Below are 18,102 nucleotides of genomic sequence, written 5' to 3'. Positions count from 1 at the left end.
GCATGCTATGGCGTACTGATGTACCCATTAAATCTGCACAATCAAGTTTTTGCTCTTTTAACCAGCCGCGGATAAAAATAGCCAAAAGCAAATATAACAAGATAGCAGACGACAGGCAGGTAATACGCCTTTGCCACGCTATGGTTAGCTACCAGACCCATGAGTGGCGGAAAAAGCCCCCCTCCTACTACTCCCATTACAAGGAACGACGATCCCTGCTGCACATTCCCTCCGAGATTCTTCAGGCCCAGGCTGAAGATCGTGGGAAACATAATACTGAAAAAAAAGTTGATGGATAACAGGGCAATGAATGACACCCAACCCGCTCCCTGTGCAACAATCAGGCACATTAGAACGTTGGCCAGTGCAAATATCGACAGTAATCTGGAGGGAGCAATAAATCGCATCAGAGCGGTTCCTGTAAACCTCCCCACCATGAGCATCGCGATACTTAATGAAAAAAAGTATCCTGCCTTTTCATCTGTAAAGTGCATTACTTCATGCCCGTAATTGATAAAGTAAGCCCAGGTACCTCCTTGTGCCGCGACGTTAAAAAACTGGGCTGCTACGGCAAATAGGAAATGTTTCTGGTGAATAAGCCCCCCGGAGTACCCATTAGGTGTATCCGGCAAATAAATACTAGTTTTTTCCGAATGATCGGTTAGCGAGGCCGGAATGCGTATGAATAAGAACGCTAGTCCGGCCATCGAAATAACAGCTCCGATAACAAGATACAGGTTCTTAACCGTGATCAGTTCGGAGGGCTGGCCTTCTGCAGCTTTCAGCATGAAGAAACTTCCAAGGGCCGGTCCGATGACACCACCCAGGCCATTGAATGCCTGACAAAAATTAATGCGGCGATCGCTCGTACTTTCCGGGCCCAGCACGGCGGCTAAAGGGTGTGCCACCGTTTCGAGTGTAGCCAATCCACACGCCAGGATAAATAATGCGAGAAGAAAAAAATCAAATGATCGCGCATCTGCAGCAGGAATAAACAAAAAGGCGCCGCCTGCATACAGAAATAAACCCAGTAATACCCCGTTCTTGTAGCCAAACCTTTTCAGAAAGATTCCCGCCGGTATACCCATCACTGCATAAGCGCCGAACATAGCCAGTTGAACCAGGCCGGAACGTGATTTTGAAATATGTAATACGTTCTGAAAATGCCGGTTTAAGACGTCGCCTAGTGTAAGAGCTACTCCCCAAAAGAAAAACAGAGCAACCACAAATAAAAAAAGCGTAAGATGTTTCTTTTCAATAAAATCGGGGCCTGAACTCATAAAAGGTTAGTAAAACCCAACACATTTTCCGTCGAATACTTTAAAGCAGTTTCACTCTAATGAACCGGGGACGATAAAGGTAAGGGTTCTTTTTTAGATCTCTGAGAAAGTCTACGGAGTTTACGTTGTAACTTATCAGAAGCTCGCCCGGTGCAGACAAGCTGGGGTGCACCTTCGCATTATACATTATGTAAGTCTTCTCCTCGGCATCTTTACTGCTATCCCAAATTTTAATAATGGGTCCGAATGGCCCCACCGGGCTGGAGCCCAGACGCAAGCCTACGGTAGTTCCTATCCCGTTAACCTGGAACACGAGTGCATACCGGCCATCAGGCAAGGGAGACACACTCAATTCATTGGAAACAGCGTTTGTCAGAACAGCAGCCTTATTGATGTTCGCGTTCCAGCTTTTGCCATCCCAAAAACGCCATCTCTTAAAACGCTCAAAATCTTCTGGCTTTACCCGGGCAACCAGCAGGTTCTTTGCCTTCCCCCTAACGCCGTAAATATAAACGTACCCGTCGGGAGAAGGGGCGCCGGAGTCTTTGGTGTTGACAAAAATACCTGCACCAAAAGAGCCAATATCACCATCCTCATCCTTAAGAAAGAAAGGCGTATCCATCTGCTGATAATCAGAGAACGGAGGTTTTGAGCCTGCCGGGATTTTTATCAGTGTATTACCAACTTCCCTGAAGCCAAATGCCCCTTCGGAGACATTATGAATACGATATCCGAATATATAAAGAGCATTGTTAAGCTGTGGGTTTACAAAACCATCGCCCAGCCAGTAATAATCGTCCTTCTGAGTACTGGGGGTAAGGGGTTCAAATAACGTTTCGGCTTCTCCCTTCTCATTCTTCTTCCAGTGAAACTCCATATTTTCGGGAAGCGGCTTGTTTCCGTTCAACACAGCGACCGAATTGTGGATCATTCTGGAGCCGTCCTGAAGCGAATCACCTATAATGGTACCAATCATTGAATCGCTAAACAGGAAAAGTGTTTTGCCGGCAGCTCCGGCAAACCTATTTTCAGGAGCATTTAGCGGAATGGTGTAAATCCCATCTCCCCCAAACCATCCCGAGCTACGCTTAAAAAGCGCAGACCACTCTGGCGCTTCTTCTACCGAGTATTTTAAATAGTTCAAATCCTTTTTCTGAGCAAACAACTCCCCTGAAAAAGAAAGTACTATTGCTATGGCAATTAATCTTCTCATAAAAAGATCAAGATAAATATTTTTTTCAGGATCAAATGCTAAAAAGAACCGCGAGCAGTTCAACCGGCTTTAACCTTGCTGGTTGAGTTGAAGAAGGTACTGAAAAACATTGCCTGGTACTTTATAGAATTACACCAGTACTCCCACGAATGGCCGCCGGGCCGGGAGGTATACTCATGAGGTATTTTACGCTCCAGAAGTTTTTCGTGCAGCTGGTTATTGTACAGGCAAAAGAAATCGTCAGCCCCGCAATCGAACGTTAAAGCGAGCGAATTACTTTTAATCATATAGAGCATATTAACAATACTGCCTTCTTCCCACCTTTCGGGATATTGATTATACTCACCCAGAACCTCCTTAAGCCCAAAACTATCAGGAAATGGTCGAAGATCTACCCCGCCGCTCATACTGCCGGCTGCTCCAAAAACATCCTGATGCCTGAACGCCAGGTAGAGGGCTCCGTGGCCTCCCATGCTTAAACCTGTGATAGCACGACCGGCCCGGTTGTTTACAGTAGAGTAGTGTTTATCAATATAGGTTACCAGCTCTCTCGAAATGTAAGTTTCATATCGGGAGCTCTTTGCTATGGGGCTATCAAAATACCAGCTGGCAAAACCGCCGTCAGGGCAAACGATCAACATACCATACTCATCCGCCAATCCGGGCAGCCCGGGATCTTTTTTTATCCAGTCGCTATAGTTTCCACTATAGCCATGCAGTAGATACAATACAGGATATTTTTGAGATGGTTTGTACCCCGAAGGCTTGATAACCACATCTTTTATATTTTTATTCATACTATCGCTATAGACAGAAACAGTATCAACAGTAGCCGCGCCCAGCTTTACAGCGAGCACGAGGAACGGGACCAGTAAAAAGCTGAATTTCTTATTCATGAAGTAAAAACTAGTTTAGTGTGGAAAATATAAATACTGAATGGATACAATGAGTGAACTGTTAAATAAACCCGAACAGTTACTACATCATTACAATCCTTATATCGTTGTTTTGCTGCGGTAAATGTCCAACAGTAGCGTTGCTTGCTTTTGCACCGTTTACATACATCGCTTTGATTTTTGACCCTTTGCCTTCCACAGAAATATTCAGGTACCGACCACGGTATCTAACCTTATTTATTTGAATCCTGGAAATATCTGACGGCATATACGGTCTGAAGGTAATTCCGTCTGCATTATCAAACCTCATACCCACTACGCCATACAGGATCATATCAATATACGCCGTGGCCGACCAGGTTTGCCTTCTGCAGGAAAGTGTTAATTTATTGCTCTGCCAGCCGCCAAAAGCAGCTCCGGTATAGGGACTGTATATCTCACGAAAGTCCATGTTCCCTTTATCTTTATCTATTGCCAGATGTGTAAGGCTGCTTAGCTCATGTTCGAACCGATCGTAGTTTCCGGTATGAATGGCGGCTTTCGCATAAAACCCATTGACCATCGGCCATATAATGTTATTATGACGGCCCGGAGTATCGGCCGAATATCTCGGAAAGTCAGGATATACAGAAGGAATACCAAATTTGGATACGTGCGCTTTGGCGATAACGTCCTTTGCTTTTTTTATATCAAGAATATCAAAAAAAGCGGCAAATGAGATACCCAGGGCCTCCTGTGATCGATCTGCTTTACCAGTATGGTCCAGAAGATAATTAAAAGTATTCGTATTTGCACTGTACAGGTTTTTGAGGATATTGTCCTTCAGACGCGTCGCTTTGCTCCGAAACTGTCCATCCTCATTGGTTCGAAGGATCTGACTCATTTTTTCGAGCACCCTGTAAGCCTCGTAATAAGTCGCATTGGTACTAAGACATTTAATACGATGAGAATTTCTATGATCCAGAACGAAAGTCGATAGGTTCGACGGATCGAAAACCGGTTCTGGATAGCCTGCAATGCCATCATTGAAAACCGAGGGCCCCATAAACAATCCCGACTGCTGGTCGAACTGTGTATTCTCCAGCTGCAGCATGGTGTTTTTAGTGCAGGTAAAAGCCTGTTGCAGGAACGCCCTGTCTCCGTTTACATAATAATGGTGAAGCGCTGCGATTGACCAGATGATCTTATCCCAATATTGATGACCGATAGAATCTTTATTAATGGTAACACTCCATAGCGACTTCTCAGCCACTTCCGGCCATAAAAGGCTGGCAGCGTTCCATGAATTAATAGCAATATCCCGGGTCCATTCGCCGCCATAATCACCGCCCGCCGCTAATATTCCATCCCGCACATTGCCTTCCACTACCTGTATGGCAAGCTTAAAGGCTTTTTCCACATCTTTGTTATCCGAGACAATAGTTTGCGCATCAGCACTAACGGATGCGATTGCCAAAAGGACAAATGCCGAACTCCTGCCCCAGTATTTTTTAAAACCTTTCATTTGAAGCTTTATATATGTTATTGTGAATTCCCTAACCGTTTACTTATCATTATAGGGCTCTAAAGCAAGCCGGTATCCCGATACCAGCAGACTGGGCTCTACTTCTATTTTTAGTTCTTTCGATTCACCTTGCATCAGCGCAAAATAGCTGTCGCTGATAATCGCAGGCAGGATCTGACTGCCGTCTGGCCGGAGTAACTGTGCCCTTATTCCAAAAGCGGCTGCCTTCGTCGAACGATTCCTTACTGTATAGCTTAACACCTTATTTACTTTGTTTACAGCAGTACCTATCCGCGGCTTACCAACACTCAGCATTCCTTTCACCGAAGGCAGGTCGTTTAATCGGTTATAGTCCTGATACTTCTTGCCAATCCAATACAAGTTCTCCGACAGGAGCTTTCCCTTACTATCCTTTAGTTTCAGTTTCAGGAAGTAAACGTCAGAAAAAGAGGTCTCATCTCCCTGCTGCAAAGCGATGAAGGCTTCAGTAGCCGAGGTAGCCGGCACATCGAGCACTTTTCTTTTATCATACGACGGAACCTTCCGGCCATTGAGGTTATATACTTCAGCTTCTGCAATCAGCTTGTTCAGCGTGTAAGGTTTATTATTAATAACCTTCACCGAACTGGTTGCTGGGTTCCACTGAATGTGAATAGGTTCACAGCCCGATTTTGCTCCGAAATAAGCACCTGTTAAATCGAAGTAGTAATCATATGTTTGCCAGATCATGCTTGGATAGGCCGACTGACTCATCCAGATCAGCATACCTGAAGCGTCTTTCCACATATGATCATTCCAGGCCTCATACATCGCCTTCATGGTCTCCAGGTTGAGAAGTTGTGCTTTCCTGCAGAAATCCTCCAGAGAATTCGAGGGGCCATAGCTTTGCTTGATATCATTGATATATCTTACCGGCGTAGCCCCTCCTCCCAGTTCACCGTGGGTGCTGAAGAAGTGCCGGGCCCACATATTTGTTTTGCTGTCAACGGATTCAGGAGTCGGAGGCTGCCAATATTCCTTTGGCATAAACTTTTTAAAGCTCTCTGCATTTACAAAAGTGGCCATTCCCAGCTCACTGCGCATTCCCCAGCTATCTTTTGAAAACAGGTATCCATTTCGCGGATCTGTAAAATAGGTTCGCGGGTCAACATTGCCCCATAAACCGCTCCCCGAAAAATTCCGGCTGCCTCCCTGAATCGAGAAGTTAGGATTCGTGATCCCCGCATTGGAACGGGGAATATATAATTTGTCGGTCAGGTCATTTTCCAGAACAGCATTTTTTATAGCCATATTCAAAGAGCCATCCGGATCGCCACCCGGTACTCCTTCATTGGCTCCGCACCAGATAACAATAGAGGGGTGATTCCTGAAAGTCTTTACTTTCTGGATAGCGTTTACCCGGAATACTTGGAGACTGTCGATCGGCCCGAAGTTGTTCAGCCAAAAATCATCCCATACCATAATGCCGTATTGATCGCAATAATCGTAAAAGGCTTCGTCGGTGACTTCGCCTGTCCAGTTGCGGATCATGTTATAATTCATCTCCTTATGGAGTCTGATCCTCGGCTCGTAGTCCTTCCCTCTCACCTTGAGCATATAATCCGACATGCCCCAATTCCCTCCTTTTATCAGGATCGGAACATCGTTTATATACAATCGTAATGGCCCGTTAAGAGAGGTAGTATCGGCACTTACCTTCCGGATCCCAAAAGTTTTTGTTAATACTTCGGATGTCACGCCGTTTTCTCTGAACTCAAGTTTGCACGTGTAAAGATGCTGGGTGCCGTCTGACTTTCCGCCATATCCATTAGGCCACCATAACCTGGGATTTTGAAGTGACAGCTGCGGAAAAGTATCCTTGTTAAAAGCAACATTTATCGTACCGTTAGCATCTACAGTAACCAGACGGCTAACCTTTATATTTCCGGGATTAATGATTGCACTGAGGACTCCCGAAACCGTACGGTCTGCAGCGTTACGAAGATTTGCCTCGATAGCAAGATCTGCATGTTTATTATCAGGCAGAACCGTTTTAATCCAGGGATCTTCCACCGAAACATTCCCCGTCGTAGTGAGAGTTACGCTGTCTGTTATGCCGCTATTATATCCCGGAACCGCTGGCATCCAGTCCCAGCCCGCACTGCTCAGATAGCTGGGGGCTTCCCGGTTTGCCAGGCCCTGACCATGAGTAGCCTTGTAAAGAGGCGGAACGATCAGCACCAGCAGAACATTGGTATTCTTGTTTAATTGCTGAGTGATATTGAATTTCGCCCTTCTCATCAAGCCCGTAATGCTGGCAACCGGCTTACCGTTAAGAAAAATCTCAGCCCGTTTATTCACCCCGTGAAAATTTAGCCAGACTTGCTTCCCTGACGCAAACTTTTCGCCCGAAAACTTAGTGCGGTACCAGTAAGGTTTATTGTATTTCGATTGGTCAACCTTGTATATATTCTCCCCGTAATCCGGATTTTTCTCCCGGCCTGCTGCAACATAGGAATGAAATACCGTACCCGGAACAATGGCGTCGACCCAGTTACCTGTTTGGAATTGGGGTGATGAAAGTACAGCAACCCCCGGCACATCGCTTTCTGGTGCAAGCTTCCACTCCAGCTGTATATGCTGACTTTGCGGGAAGACGGCCAGCTGTGTAAGCAGGGCCAGAGAGAGCAAAATTCCTTTTAGCTTATTCCTCATATTATTTTGTTAAAGGTTGATAAACAGCTACCCCTACCCGCGAATCTGCGCACCCGTAATACAAATACCACTTATTCTTCAGGTATGCCATGCCTTCGATAAACACAGTCCCGGCAGGATACTGTCCGCTCTTCTCGAAAGCTTCCGAAGGAACAAGAAAGGGTTTGTCTAAACGCGCTACCAGTTTGGTAGGATCGTTCAGATCAAAGAGTGCCTGACCTGCGCAATAAGCATTCGGAGTATATGCTTTATCTCCTTCTGCAGCATGATTTTTCCCATTGTAGAGTAATACAATGCCTTTCTCTGTGATAATTGCAGGAGGCCCGCACTCGGTTAACTGACTATCAAAATACCCCGGGCGGGGAGACATCAGCTTTACAAGCGTTCCCTGCGCATCAACAAGCGGCTGCCAGTTTATCAGGTCTTCGGATGTTGCGGCATAAACGTTCTCTTCACCCCAGTACATCCAGTATTTGCCTTTTACCTTTGCAATAACCTGATCTTTACCTGATAGCCTCGTTATAATGGAGGCCGACTTGGTAGCCATGTTATAGAATTTTCCTTCGTAAGCCTGTTTGAAAGCCGGACCATGTTTCGTCCAATTCTTCAGATCCTTTGAGATGGCTACTCCCAATCTTGGAACTTTATTGTTCCACATAGTATACAGCATTACGAAACGTCCGTCTTCCGTTGCTGCCACCCTCGGATCTTCGCAGCCGCCAAACCATTCATATTCTTTCTCCTCATCCTTGCCAGGAAAGAGAACAGGTCGTTCATTTCGCTTCATTTTAAACCCATCCGGGCTTTCAGCAAGACCGATCCTTGATGTACGCTGGCCTATTCCTTCTCCTCTTTTATCTTCAGCGCGATAAAGCACATAAATCTTCCCATCCTTCACGGCAGCCGCCGGATTGAAAGTATCATTAACCTCCCAGGCCACCGGCTTATCAAGCATCGGGCAGTTAAACATAGAGGATGACTTTGGCGATATAACCGGATTAACGTTTTGTGGCCTGACAAAAGGGCCCAATGCCCAGTCGGATAATACTTGCGCATTAGAGGAAACCACCCAAAATAACAGTCCTGCCAGTAATAACTTTTTCATAAAATGCCTTAATAATGTTTTTTGTGCGAACAGAGTGTGTTTATTTGTACATTTAGTAATCATATGAAGGAGGCGCTGTCTGTGTTCCCCATGTCTTATCCGGGACATCCGACAATTTAAAGGTCAATGTTCCTCCTTTCTCAATTTCCTTCCAGGAAATCCAGGTATTATCAAACGGTTTTCCGTTAAGCTTAAGGTTTGTAATATAGGGTTTGCCGGCGTCTCCGCCCCTGAGAACCAGCGTTCCCTTGGAAAGATGTATCTTAACCTCGTCGAAAGAGGGGCTATTTATAGAAAAGCCGCCCACTCCCGGAATCACCGGGAACATACCAATATTGGCAAAGACGTAAAAGGCACCCATTGCTCCCAGATCGTCATTCCCCGGTAACCCGTTCGGACGATTAGAATATTGTTCTTTTATAATACGCCTTACTACACTTTGGGTTTTATACGGTTGCCCTGTCCAGTTATAAGCCCATGGCACCTGAAAATCAGGTTCATTGCCAGAGGCAAACCATTCTTCGTGGTAGTTTGCATTCAGCTTGCTGAAGAATTCGTCAAGCCTCTTCTCTGCAACCTCTTTTCCTCCTATAGTATCAATCAAACTCTTCCAGTTATAAGGAATCATCCAGAAATATCCCTTATAACTCAGTTCTCTCCAGTCATGATTATAAGGCTTCCAGCTTCCATCCTCATTCCGGGATTGCAGCCAGGTAGTTTCAGGATTATACAAATTTTTCCAGTACTGGGCGCGTTTCAGATACTTGTGATAAAGATCAGAGTCATTAAATGCCTGTAAAGCAAACTGGCCGATAGCAAAGTCTGCTGAAGTATATTCCAGCATCATAGAGGCATGCATATAGCCTTTTTCGAGATACTGCCTGAGCATTGGTCGGGTCAGTTCTTTCTGAGATTTCGTTTGCGGATCTTCTGCACCCCGGCGCATAATCTTCAATGCCCGGGCAAGGTCGAAATTGTTGACGCCGAAAGCATATGCATTAGCTACCAATATGGATGTCGGATCACCCTGCATTATTCCGGTTTCTGTACTATTCAACACCCACCTCGGAAATCCCCCTCCGGCTTGCTCCGCAAATGTCATGATAGAGTTCATCATCTCGGAAGTCTCCTCGGGAAGCAACATGGCAATCAACTGTACCTGCGTTCGATAAGTATCCCAGTTACTAAAAGCGGTATAATAATTACCCTTGCTTACTTTATGCACCTTGTAATCGGCCCCTATATACTCGCCGTTCACATCGTTATAAATATTCGGATGAGTAAAAACATGATAGAGGCCGGTATAAAACTGTATGGCTTCAGCAGGCTTGCTTACCACTATTTTCCCTAAATATTTATTCCAGGCAGACTGGGTTTTAGAAACTACTTCGTCGAAGTTCCAGGCATTGTTTTCAGCCTTGAGGTTTTGACGCGCATTTTCAAGAGAAACATAAGAAACGCCTACTTTGTATAATACTTTCCTTTTAACCTGTGTATTGAAAGTAAAGTATACCCCAGAATTCTCTCCTTCAGCAGCTTTGCCCGAAGGCCGGAGATTTGTTCCTTCCCAGGTTCCATAAGCACTGGCAGGTTCGCTGAACTCCGCCACGAAATAGAGTTTATAATTGGCCGGCGAACCGCAGAACTGGCCTCCGTCGGCGTAGCCTTCAAAGCTTTTCGAACCGGTAATTTTAACACTCGCTTCCGTAATTTTCGTCGCATTTATCCCGGTTCCGATGATAATAGTGCCCTTATCATTTGCAAAGCTAAACCGGCCCATCCCTGTACGAGTAGTTACTCCAAGCTCAGAAATCACGCCCTGGCTATTTTCGGACTTGTAATAGCCTGCAACAGACTTCAGAATTTTGAATCCGGGTTTAAAGGTTGTCATAGAATCCGGCGACGCTTTCAATACTCCATCCAGGGGAATAAGCGGCATATTTCCCATGTGCTCGCACCCGGCTCCGCTCATTTGATTTATAACGAAGCCACGATCTTCATTAAAAAACGTTGTAGTAAACTGAACCATACCAAATGGCGACATGGCGCCGGGGAATGTATATCCCGCCTCTAGATACTGCTCATGCTTACCATGCCCCTTCCCTTTAGTCCCGATTTGAGTATTTACAATATTGGCATAATCGACGGTTCCGGATGATTGTGAATAGGCCGGTGCAGCAGTCCCGAACAGAAAAAGCAACCATATTTTTCGTAACAGAAGTTTCGCATTAGAAGAAAATAGTTTCGAAAAGAAAATCATCGAAGTTTTTTTAGTTTATAAATAATAGAGTACGAATATAATGATAAAATCGATTTAGCATAAATACCTGTCTGCATCAAACGCCTTTTCAAGGTGTCTTTCACGAAGCTGGAACGGACGATGATTTGCATAACGATAACATAATAAGACCCGCTACCCCCGACACCAGCAACAGAGCACCGATCAGCTCTGCCTGAGAGAATGAGAAGCCTGCTATTTGATAATTCAAATTAACCTTGATCTGCTCCATCAGAAGCCTTTCACCTCCGTTTAAAATAAGGTACAGTGAAAACATTAGCCCCGGTATTTGCAGTTTATCCTTAAACAGCCATAACAATGCAAACACCGACAAAATAATTATCGCCTCGTAAAGAGATGTCGGATAAACAGGCTGTATAAGCTGTGAACAATATTCCTCCCAGCAGCCCGGGATATACTCCCCTTCCCTTAAAACATTATGAGGATAGGTGCTTGCCCACAACCAGTCAGGCAGCCAGGTGAAGGGTTTAGCATTCAGGTTTACTTTTCCCCAGTCGCCGTCTCCTGAAAGATGGCATCCTATGCGGCCTACGCCATAAGCTACAAGCATCCCCGGCGACCCTATATCAGCAAGATCTATGAGTCGCATTCCATACTTGAAGCCTATGATAAGATAAGCGATTGCCCCAAATACGAGCCCTCCGTAGAAGGTCCAGCCTTCAGCAGAAAAGAACATTCCAATAGGATCGCTGAAAAAAAGCGCAGGCCTTTCTAAGCAGCTGAAAAGCTTTGCTCCGATAAACCCCCAGATTGCTGCCCATAATAATAACTTGTCCATTAATTGAAATGGATGCTCCAGGCGCCCCGGCTTGATCCGCGAAGGCGACAGCTTGATCATTCCCAAACGCTCTTTCCGGATAAATTCCAGCCTGAAGACATAACAGGAGGCTGCAAACGATAGTACAACGAATAATCCGAATGTTTGCCCTGGAATATTAATATCCAGGCCCGCTAGGTACTTAATAAGATGAGACAGTGTTGGAAACATGCGGGTAATAACCTTTTAAATTCGCTAATTGCCTGGCTTATCAGATCACAAATGAATTTCCTCCCGGCTTAAGTTGGTAAGCCTTCGTTTTCCATTCAAAAACGCCGGTGGTGTTTGATGGAAGATCAATGTTGATTCTCCATTTGTTTCCTTGTAACTGGTAACTTACCACTACTTTTCCTTCGGGGTGCGGAACTTCGCCGCTTACTTTGGTTAAATTTCCTAAGTGGGGCTTTACCTTTACCCTGGTGAAACCCGGTGCATCACTATCAACACCTAATACCGTTCTGAAAAACTCGATGTTCGGACTCGATCCCCATGCATGACAGTCAGACCGAACTGTTTCCAAACTTGAATCTTCGGCCCAGGTAGTAAGGCCCATTGCTATGTTCTGACGCCAGATATCAAGCCATTCCATATAATCATTCCCCATACCAGCCTTTACCAGCGCCTGATTAAGGTAGTACTTAAAATATACCGTACACTTTGTCAAGCTATTATCGTTCAATAAGCCTGCAGCTACCGAAGACAGATTTTCTGCAGGAACTATACCTGCAAGTATTGCCATCGAGTTAGCATGTTGCGAGAATCCTGTCTTTTCTCTGGTATCGGCATATAGCTTCTTACCCGGATCCCAGTATTTCTGCTGGATGGTTGCCTTTAGCTGTGCAGCTTTCTGGTTGTACAGCGAAGCATAATCTTTTAATCCCATCTTCCCCTCCATTTCTGCAGCCCATTGGTAGGCCAGTAATAATTGCAAGTCATATACTGCGGCACTTCCGTCCGAGCCTTTAACTTCCCCGGCCAGGTTGCCGGCCCAGTCAACGAAGGTCCAATAAGGAGTATCTTTCAACGAACCATCAGCCTGCTGATACTTACTAAAAAAGTCAAGCACGCCTCTCACGCCCATAAGCTTGTCTTTAACAAATTTTTCATCGTTCCGGTACATCCAGTAATCGTACACCATCCCGATATACCACAATGAAAAAGGAGAAATGACCTGTGTACCTTTTGAAGGATAGCAGCTTCTTGTGACGCCCTCCGGAAGACGGGAATGATCTATCTGAGTAAGCGCATTTCTGGCCAACCTGTCGTCATTAGTATTGTAATAAGAGATCATGGCCTGAATTCGTGTATCCCCGATATATTGCAGTTGCTCGTAATATGGGCAGTCGGTATAGGTTTCCCAGGCATTCAGCCTTGCGGTGCGCCAGCCGATATCGAGAATCTGTTTGATTTCAGAATTCGAAGTATTAAAAGCAGCAGTCTGCTTAAAGGGATAGGCGGTAAATGTTCCATAAAGATCCTCAATTTCCAAAGGCTCGTCCCCGGTATTTATAATCAGACGGATATAACGATAAGTACGAAAGTTCAGCGTAGTAAAGGATTGTTCGGTTGTACCGTCTGAAATCAAACTATCAATCCGCCCGATAAACTCTTTACCCTCTACTTCGTTACGATTACTTTTTCGCCGGCCATTGCTGCCTTTGTCGTACAATGATTCAGCATAACCAATCGAAATGCCGGCATCTTTTCCTCCGCTGAAGTTAAGGGTTATGTAGGCATTTGTCTCATAAGTTTGATCAAGCAATAAAGTAGCTACGGTATTGGCTGGAACTACAAATGACGTCTTTTTAGCAGGAAAAGTGGATGGTACTTTTACCGCCGTAGCAGCTCTGAGTTTCAGAATGCGCTGATACGACATTTCCCGGGGGAGTAAAGATGACGGCACCAGGGCCCATTCGGTTCCCCAGGCCCGTCCTTTAAGACTTCCATCGGATACCTTTCCAGCAGCAGGCCATGCAGTATCATCATAACTGCTGACTGTCCAGTCGCCTTTAACCGTTTGCTTCATATCAACCATTTCACCCTTGCTCGCCGCAAAAAAGTAGCCCGGTACGGGTTTACGACCATTATCGCGAATACATTTCCAGGTATTATCAGTGTTAAGTATCTCTTCAGCCAATGAGTTTCCCTGAAGGATAAAGCCGGTGCGAAAGCTAATTTGCGCTTCAGGCCTGTACTCAGCTTCATTGTATACAAGTGCAGCTACGGTATTCTTCCCGGCAGTTAGATAAGAAGCCAGGTCAACCGTTTCATAGTTCCACGAGTAGGAATCTCCCCGTGCAGGACCAAGTGAAACTAATTTTCCATTAACGTACAATTTATAACGATTGTCTGCCGATACATGCACAATAAAAGAGGATGGCCTGGCAGCCAGGTCCACTGCCTTTCGGAAATAGTAAACGCCGTACTCGTGTCCGGTAATATTTTGTGCTGCTATCCATTGCGCCTTCCAGGAAGACTGACTAAACGTGACTTGCCCTGTAAGCAGAATAAATAATGTAAAAAATTTGAATACCCTTTTCATATTGCTTTAAATTCCTAACCGGGATACAAACATCCCTCCTTTATTTCAATGTATCCGGCATTTCGGGCGCAGAAAGTGAAAAAGGAAGATCTTCCCGTGAAATTCCCCTGTTCTTTTCCGGGTATGCCACCATCTGCAAGTTTAGCACCCCTCCATCTACGATATCCGAATGAGTAAAATAGTTTTTTGTATAGGCCTTACCGTTTAATGTTGCACTTTTGATATAGACATTGGTAGCTGAATTCCCCGAAGCATTGATCACAAACTTCTTTCCGTTTTCCATCGTAATAGTTGCCTTCCTGAAAAGAGGACTCCCAAGCGCGTATTGATCGGTACCAGGGCAAACGCTATAGAAGCCCAAGGCACTCAATACGTACCAGGATGACATCTGCCCCTGATCCTCGTCTCCCGGATAACCGTTTTCTGTGGCATTATAGAGTTTTTCCATCACCAGCCTGGCATAGTACTGCGACTTCCAGGGCTGCCCCGCATAGTTATACAGGTATATCATATGCTGGATGGGCTGATTCCCGTGCGCATATTGCCCCATATTGGCATTCACCATCTCGGTCATCTCATGAATCATAGTTCCATAGGCTCCAACATTTACTTTACTGCCTGCAGAAAAAACAGAATCCAACTTAGCTGTAAAATTTTCATTGCCTCCCATCAAATTGATCAATCCTTGTATGTCGTGGAAAACAGACCAATGCCAATGCCAGGCGTTCCCTTCGGTGTAAGGACCACCCCAGGTATAAGGATCGAAGTTCTCCAGCCAGTCGCCGTTGGCTTTTCTAGCCCGCATAAAACGGGTGGAAGGATCATAAACATTCCGATAGTTATACATTTGTTTTCCCATCCGGTCTTCATAAAATTTGTGCCCCGTTAATTTAGCCAGAGAATATCCGCAGAAGTCGTCATAGGCATACTCAAGCGTCTGCGAGAGTGCTCCTTCCGAACCGGGGTAAGCCACAAATCCTAACTGATAGTAATCTTTCCAGCCCTGTCTGCCATTGGCTCCGCCCCAGGGGCCTTTGTTCGTTGCCTCATGGAAATATGCATCCAGAGCCTGCCCCGGATCGAAAGAACGGATTCCCTTTACCCAGGCATCCGTAAGAAGAGAAATAGCATGGTTGCCAAGCATCCCTCCCGTCTCGCCGGGAAATGACCAGGCAGGAAGCCAGCCGCATTGTTTTTGAGCGTCCAGCAAAGCTTGCATATACCTGCCCTGATAAGTAGGATGGAGGATATTATTCAGAGGGAACTGCGCGCGGAACGTATCCCAGAACCCATTGTCTGTATACATATATCCCGAATGCACTTTTCCGTCGTACGGGCTATAGTAATACGGCTTCCCATTCTTATCATATTCAAAAAACATTCTGGAGAAAAGATTCGCCCTGAACAGGCAGGAGTAAAAAGTCTTCATATCCTCTTCGCTTCCTCCTTCTACCTGAACCCGCCCTAATAAGCGATTCCAGATACGAGCAGCGGCCTCCCTGGTTTGCTCCAGTTGCTTAAACCTGCCAAGCTCGTTTTTTAAGGTGAGCCCGGCCTGCGCACTGTCGATGTATGAAGATGCAACTTTTGCCTGCACTGTGGCTCCCGCCGCAAATTCGAGGTAGGCTCCAGCACCCTTGCCAGCAGCGGATGGCTTGTTGGCCTCAGTCTTGTTACTTACATTATCCCAGGTTCCGTAGCTTTTAAAGGGCTTATCAAATTCAATGACAAAAAAGCTTTTAAAATTTTCGGGAATAAAACGACCATTATTCACCCAGCCCACAATCTTTCGCTCTCCGGGCAGGATGGTGATCTGACTTTCTTTGGTATAGCCGTCCAGTATGACGTACGCCTTTTCCCGGCCGGGAAAACTGAACCGTAAATGAGCCCCTCTTTCTGTAGGAGAGATCTCGGTACTTATCTTATTGTCGAAAGTAACTTTGTAGTAATGCGGCTTTGCAACCTCGTTAGCATGACTAAAAGAACTTGCCCGCTCTTCCTCTGCTACTTTCAGTTTACCTTTAACCGGCATCAAAGAGAATACCGCATAATCTCCCACCCAGGGACTGCAGGCATGCGCCTGCTGAAAACCTCGGATCGTTTTGTGTTTATAGGAGTACTTCCACCCATCATCATTTTTGCCAGTCTGGGCACTCCATGTGTGCATACCAAAAGGCAAAGCGATTGTCGGATAAGTATTCCCGGCACTTAGATTATAATCTGAATTAGTGCCCTGTAAGGTATTCACATAATTTACAGGATTCTCCTGCGCCTTGCTATCAAGCTGAATAATTAAAAACAGAAGAAGGAGTTTCTTCATATACCGTCTCTTTCTGATTTACAATAAAGGGCTATATGGAAGAAACCGCTACAACTTCAACAGTATGCTTCTTTGGTTTGTTAACCCGGTAAATTTCATCTACCAGAGCATCCATTTTGCTCTCGAGTACCTTCCCTGAACTACGCACTGCTTCCCAGTCACCTTTCTTTCCATTCAACCAGCCGTTTTCAGGAGAATGTTTTTCAATGGTATCTCTTGCAGCGTCAGAATGATCGAACAGCATGTTCTTATCCGCCAGGAAGTTGTAGTTAACCCAGAAATAGTTCCTGAATTTCGATTCGACTTCCCGTCTTTCATTGCTCAGCTTAAGTACTTGCAGCGATTGTTGATACTGAGGAGTGTTTTTTAACACGGCCAGGTTTACACCGGCCGCAAGTTCTTCCGCAGAAAAAGTGGCTATCTGAGCATGATCTATTTTTAAAGAATACTTGCCTGCCGGGAGACCGCCTACCACCAATCTCTCATTATTAAGTTCCTGATTGAAAGGAATTATCTTCAAAGCTTCGCTTTGTACTTCCGGATTCATCCACACCCTGGGAAGAGTATCTATCGGAAAAGGCAGTGAATTGGCTAAATAATCAAAGCGGATCCCATTCTTCGTTTTTATAACACCACTGCTTTTTGCGTTGACTGAGTGAATGACCTTTCCTTTGTTATAGTCCACATTAACATCTGCAATATAGGAATTCGTTAATCCCTGACTTTTGAGAAAAATATATGCCATTATCAGATGTCCTGCACTGCTCGGGTGGATACGATCGTTTCCACAAGCGGTATAGGCAGGATTCTTCTTCTGCTCGCGTAAGTTGATCTCAGTCATCGGGTAAAAGAAGTCAACGTACCCCCACTGGTTATCAACTGCCGACTTTTTCTGAAACTCGATGATCTTCTCCATCGTCTTCCACTTTCCCTTAAAAGCGTTATTATTTGGCAACTGAACATTTTCGTCGTAAGGAGAAGAGGCCATGATGATCTTTTTCACACCCTTAAGTTCCTGCAGCTTTTTTTCTATCTTGAGATAACTGTCGTGAGAAGCCTTTACAAAACTATTCACATCCGGATTTGGCGAGTTATACTCGAAGTATTTACTGTCGTTCATACCAAACGTTACAGCCAATACTGTAGGTTTTAGGGTAAGAATATCACCCTCAAGCCGTTTGTAAATCTGTTCTGCAACGTCTCCGCCCACGCCGCCATTTAACACTTGTATTTTTCTGTCGGGAAAATGGGTCATATAATACAACCAAATATTACTCCCATATAAACCGGCTTCCGTAATACTGTTTCCGGCAATAACAACCCTATCTCCTGATTTAAACGGTTCGGGCTTTGGCTGAGCAAAGGATAGCTGGAAAAACAGGCAGGCAATACCCGGCAACAAAAAATGAAGTTTCATAATTCTTTTGATATT

At 45.2% G+C, this 18,102-nt stretch carries 11 protein-coding genes; all 11 read right to left on the bottom strand.

The window, feature by feature from the left end:
- Window positions 1-41: 41 nt before the first annotated feature.
- The 11 genes from fucP to BDE36_RS01640 all read right to left on the bottom strand — a co-directional run bounded on the left by fucP (window position 42) and on the right by BDE36_RS01640 (window position 18,087).
- Window positions 42-1,280, bottom strand: coding sequence for an L-fucose:H+ symporter permease (fucP, locus tag BDE36_RS01690; protein ID WP_141813491.1), 1,239 nt, complete (start codon window positions 1,278-1,280; stop codon window positions 42-44).
- Between the two features lie 40 nt (window positions 1,281-1,320).
- Window positions 1,321-2,493: a DUF4185 domain-containing protein gene (locus BDE36_RS01685; protein ID WP_141813490.1), complete on the bottom strand. Its 1,173-nt coding sequence runs from the start codon at window positions 2,491-2,493 to the stop codon at window positions 1,321-1,323.
- A gap of 59 nt (window positions 2,494-2,552) precedes the next feature.
- The gene (locus BDE36_RS01680) at window positions 2,553-3,389 is read right to left on the bottom strand and encodes an alpha/beta hydrolase (protein WP_141813489.1); all 837 of its coding nucleotides are present in this window, start codon (window positions 3,387-3,389) and stop codon (window positions 2,553-2,555) included.
- Between the two features lie 82 nt (window positions 3,390-3,471).
- The gene (locus BDE36_RS01675; RefSeq protein ID WP_141813488.1) at window positions 3,472-4,893 is read right to left on the bottom strand and encodes an MGH1-like glycoside hydrolase domain-containing protein; all 1,422 of its coding nucleotides are present in this window, start codon (window positions 4,891-4,893) and stop codon (window positions 3,472-3,474) included.
- A 39-nt stretch (window positions 4,894-4,932) separates the two neighbouring features.
- The gene (locus tag BDE36_RS01670) at window positions 4,933-7,587 is read right to left on the bottom strand and encodes a glycoside hydrolase family 2 protein (protein WP_141813487.1); all 2,655 of its coding nucleotides are present in this window, start codon (window positions 7,585-7,587) and stop codon (window positions 4,933-4,935) included.
- Window position 7,588: 1 nt separating this feature from the next.
- The gene (locus tag BDE36_RS01665) at window positions 7,589-8,692 is read right to left on the bottom strand and encodes a glycoside hydrolase family 130 protein (protein ID WP_141813486.1); all 1,104 of its coding nucleotides are present in this window, start codon (window positions 8,690-8,692) and stop codon (window positions 7,589-7,591) included.
- A gap of 52 nt (window positions 8,693-8,744) precedes the next feature.
- On the bottom strand, window positions 8,745-10,952 hold the full coding sequence (locus BDE36_RS01660) for a GH92 family glycosyl hydrolase (RefSeq protein WP_141813485.1): 2,208 nt from the start codon (window positions 10,950-10,952) through the stop codon (window positions 8,745-8,747).
- A gap of 100 nt (window positions 10,953-11,052) precedes the next feature.
- Window positions 11,053-11,979 carry a prolipoprotein diacylglyceryl transferase gene (locus BDE36_RS01655; protein WP_141813484.1) on the bottom strand — a complete coding sequence of 309 codons (927 nt, stop codon included), beginning with the start codon at window positions 11,977-11,979 and terminating at the stop codon, window positions 11,053-11,055.
- Between the two features lie 40 nt (window positions 11,980-12,019).
- Complete coding sequence (locus BDE36_RS01650) at window positions 12,020-14,350, bottom strand: alpha-L-rhamnosidase-related protein (protein WP_141813483.1); 2,331 nt, start codon at window positions 14,348-14,350, stop codon at window positions 12,020-12,022.
- A 40-nt stretch (window positions 14,351-14,390) separates the two neighbouring features.
- Window positions 14,391-16,670 (bottom strand): GH92 family glycosyl hydrolase, encoded by a 2,280-nt coding sequence (locus BDE36_RS01645; RefSeq protein WP_141813482.1) that lies wholly within the window; start codon window positions 16,668-16,670, stop codon window positions 14,391-14,393.
- A gap of 31 nt (window positions 16,671-16,701) precedes the next feature.
- Window positions 16,702-18,087 carry an SGNH/GDSL hydrolase family protein gene (locus tag BDE36_RS01640; protein ID WP_141813481.1) on the bottom strand — a complete coding sequence of 462 codons (1,386 nt, stop codon included), beginning with the start codon at window positions 18,085-18,087 and terminating at the stop codon, window positions 16,702-16,704.
- Between the last annotated feature and the right edge of the window lie 15 nt (window positions 18,088-18,102).

The sequence above is a fragment of the Arcticibacter tournemirensis genome, assembly GCF_006716645.1.
In the GTDB taxonomy this organism is placed as follows: Bacteria; Bacteroidota; Bacteroidia; order Sphingobacteriales; family Sphingobacteriaceae; genus Arcticibacter; species Arcticibacter tournemirensis.
This window is presented reverse-complemented; position numbering and strand designations above follow the sequence as displayed.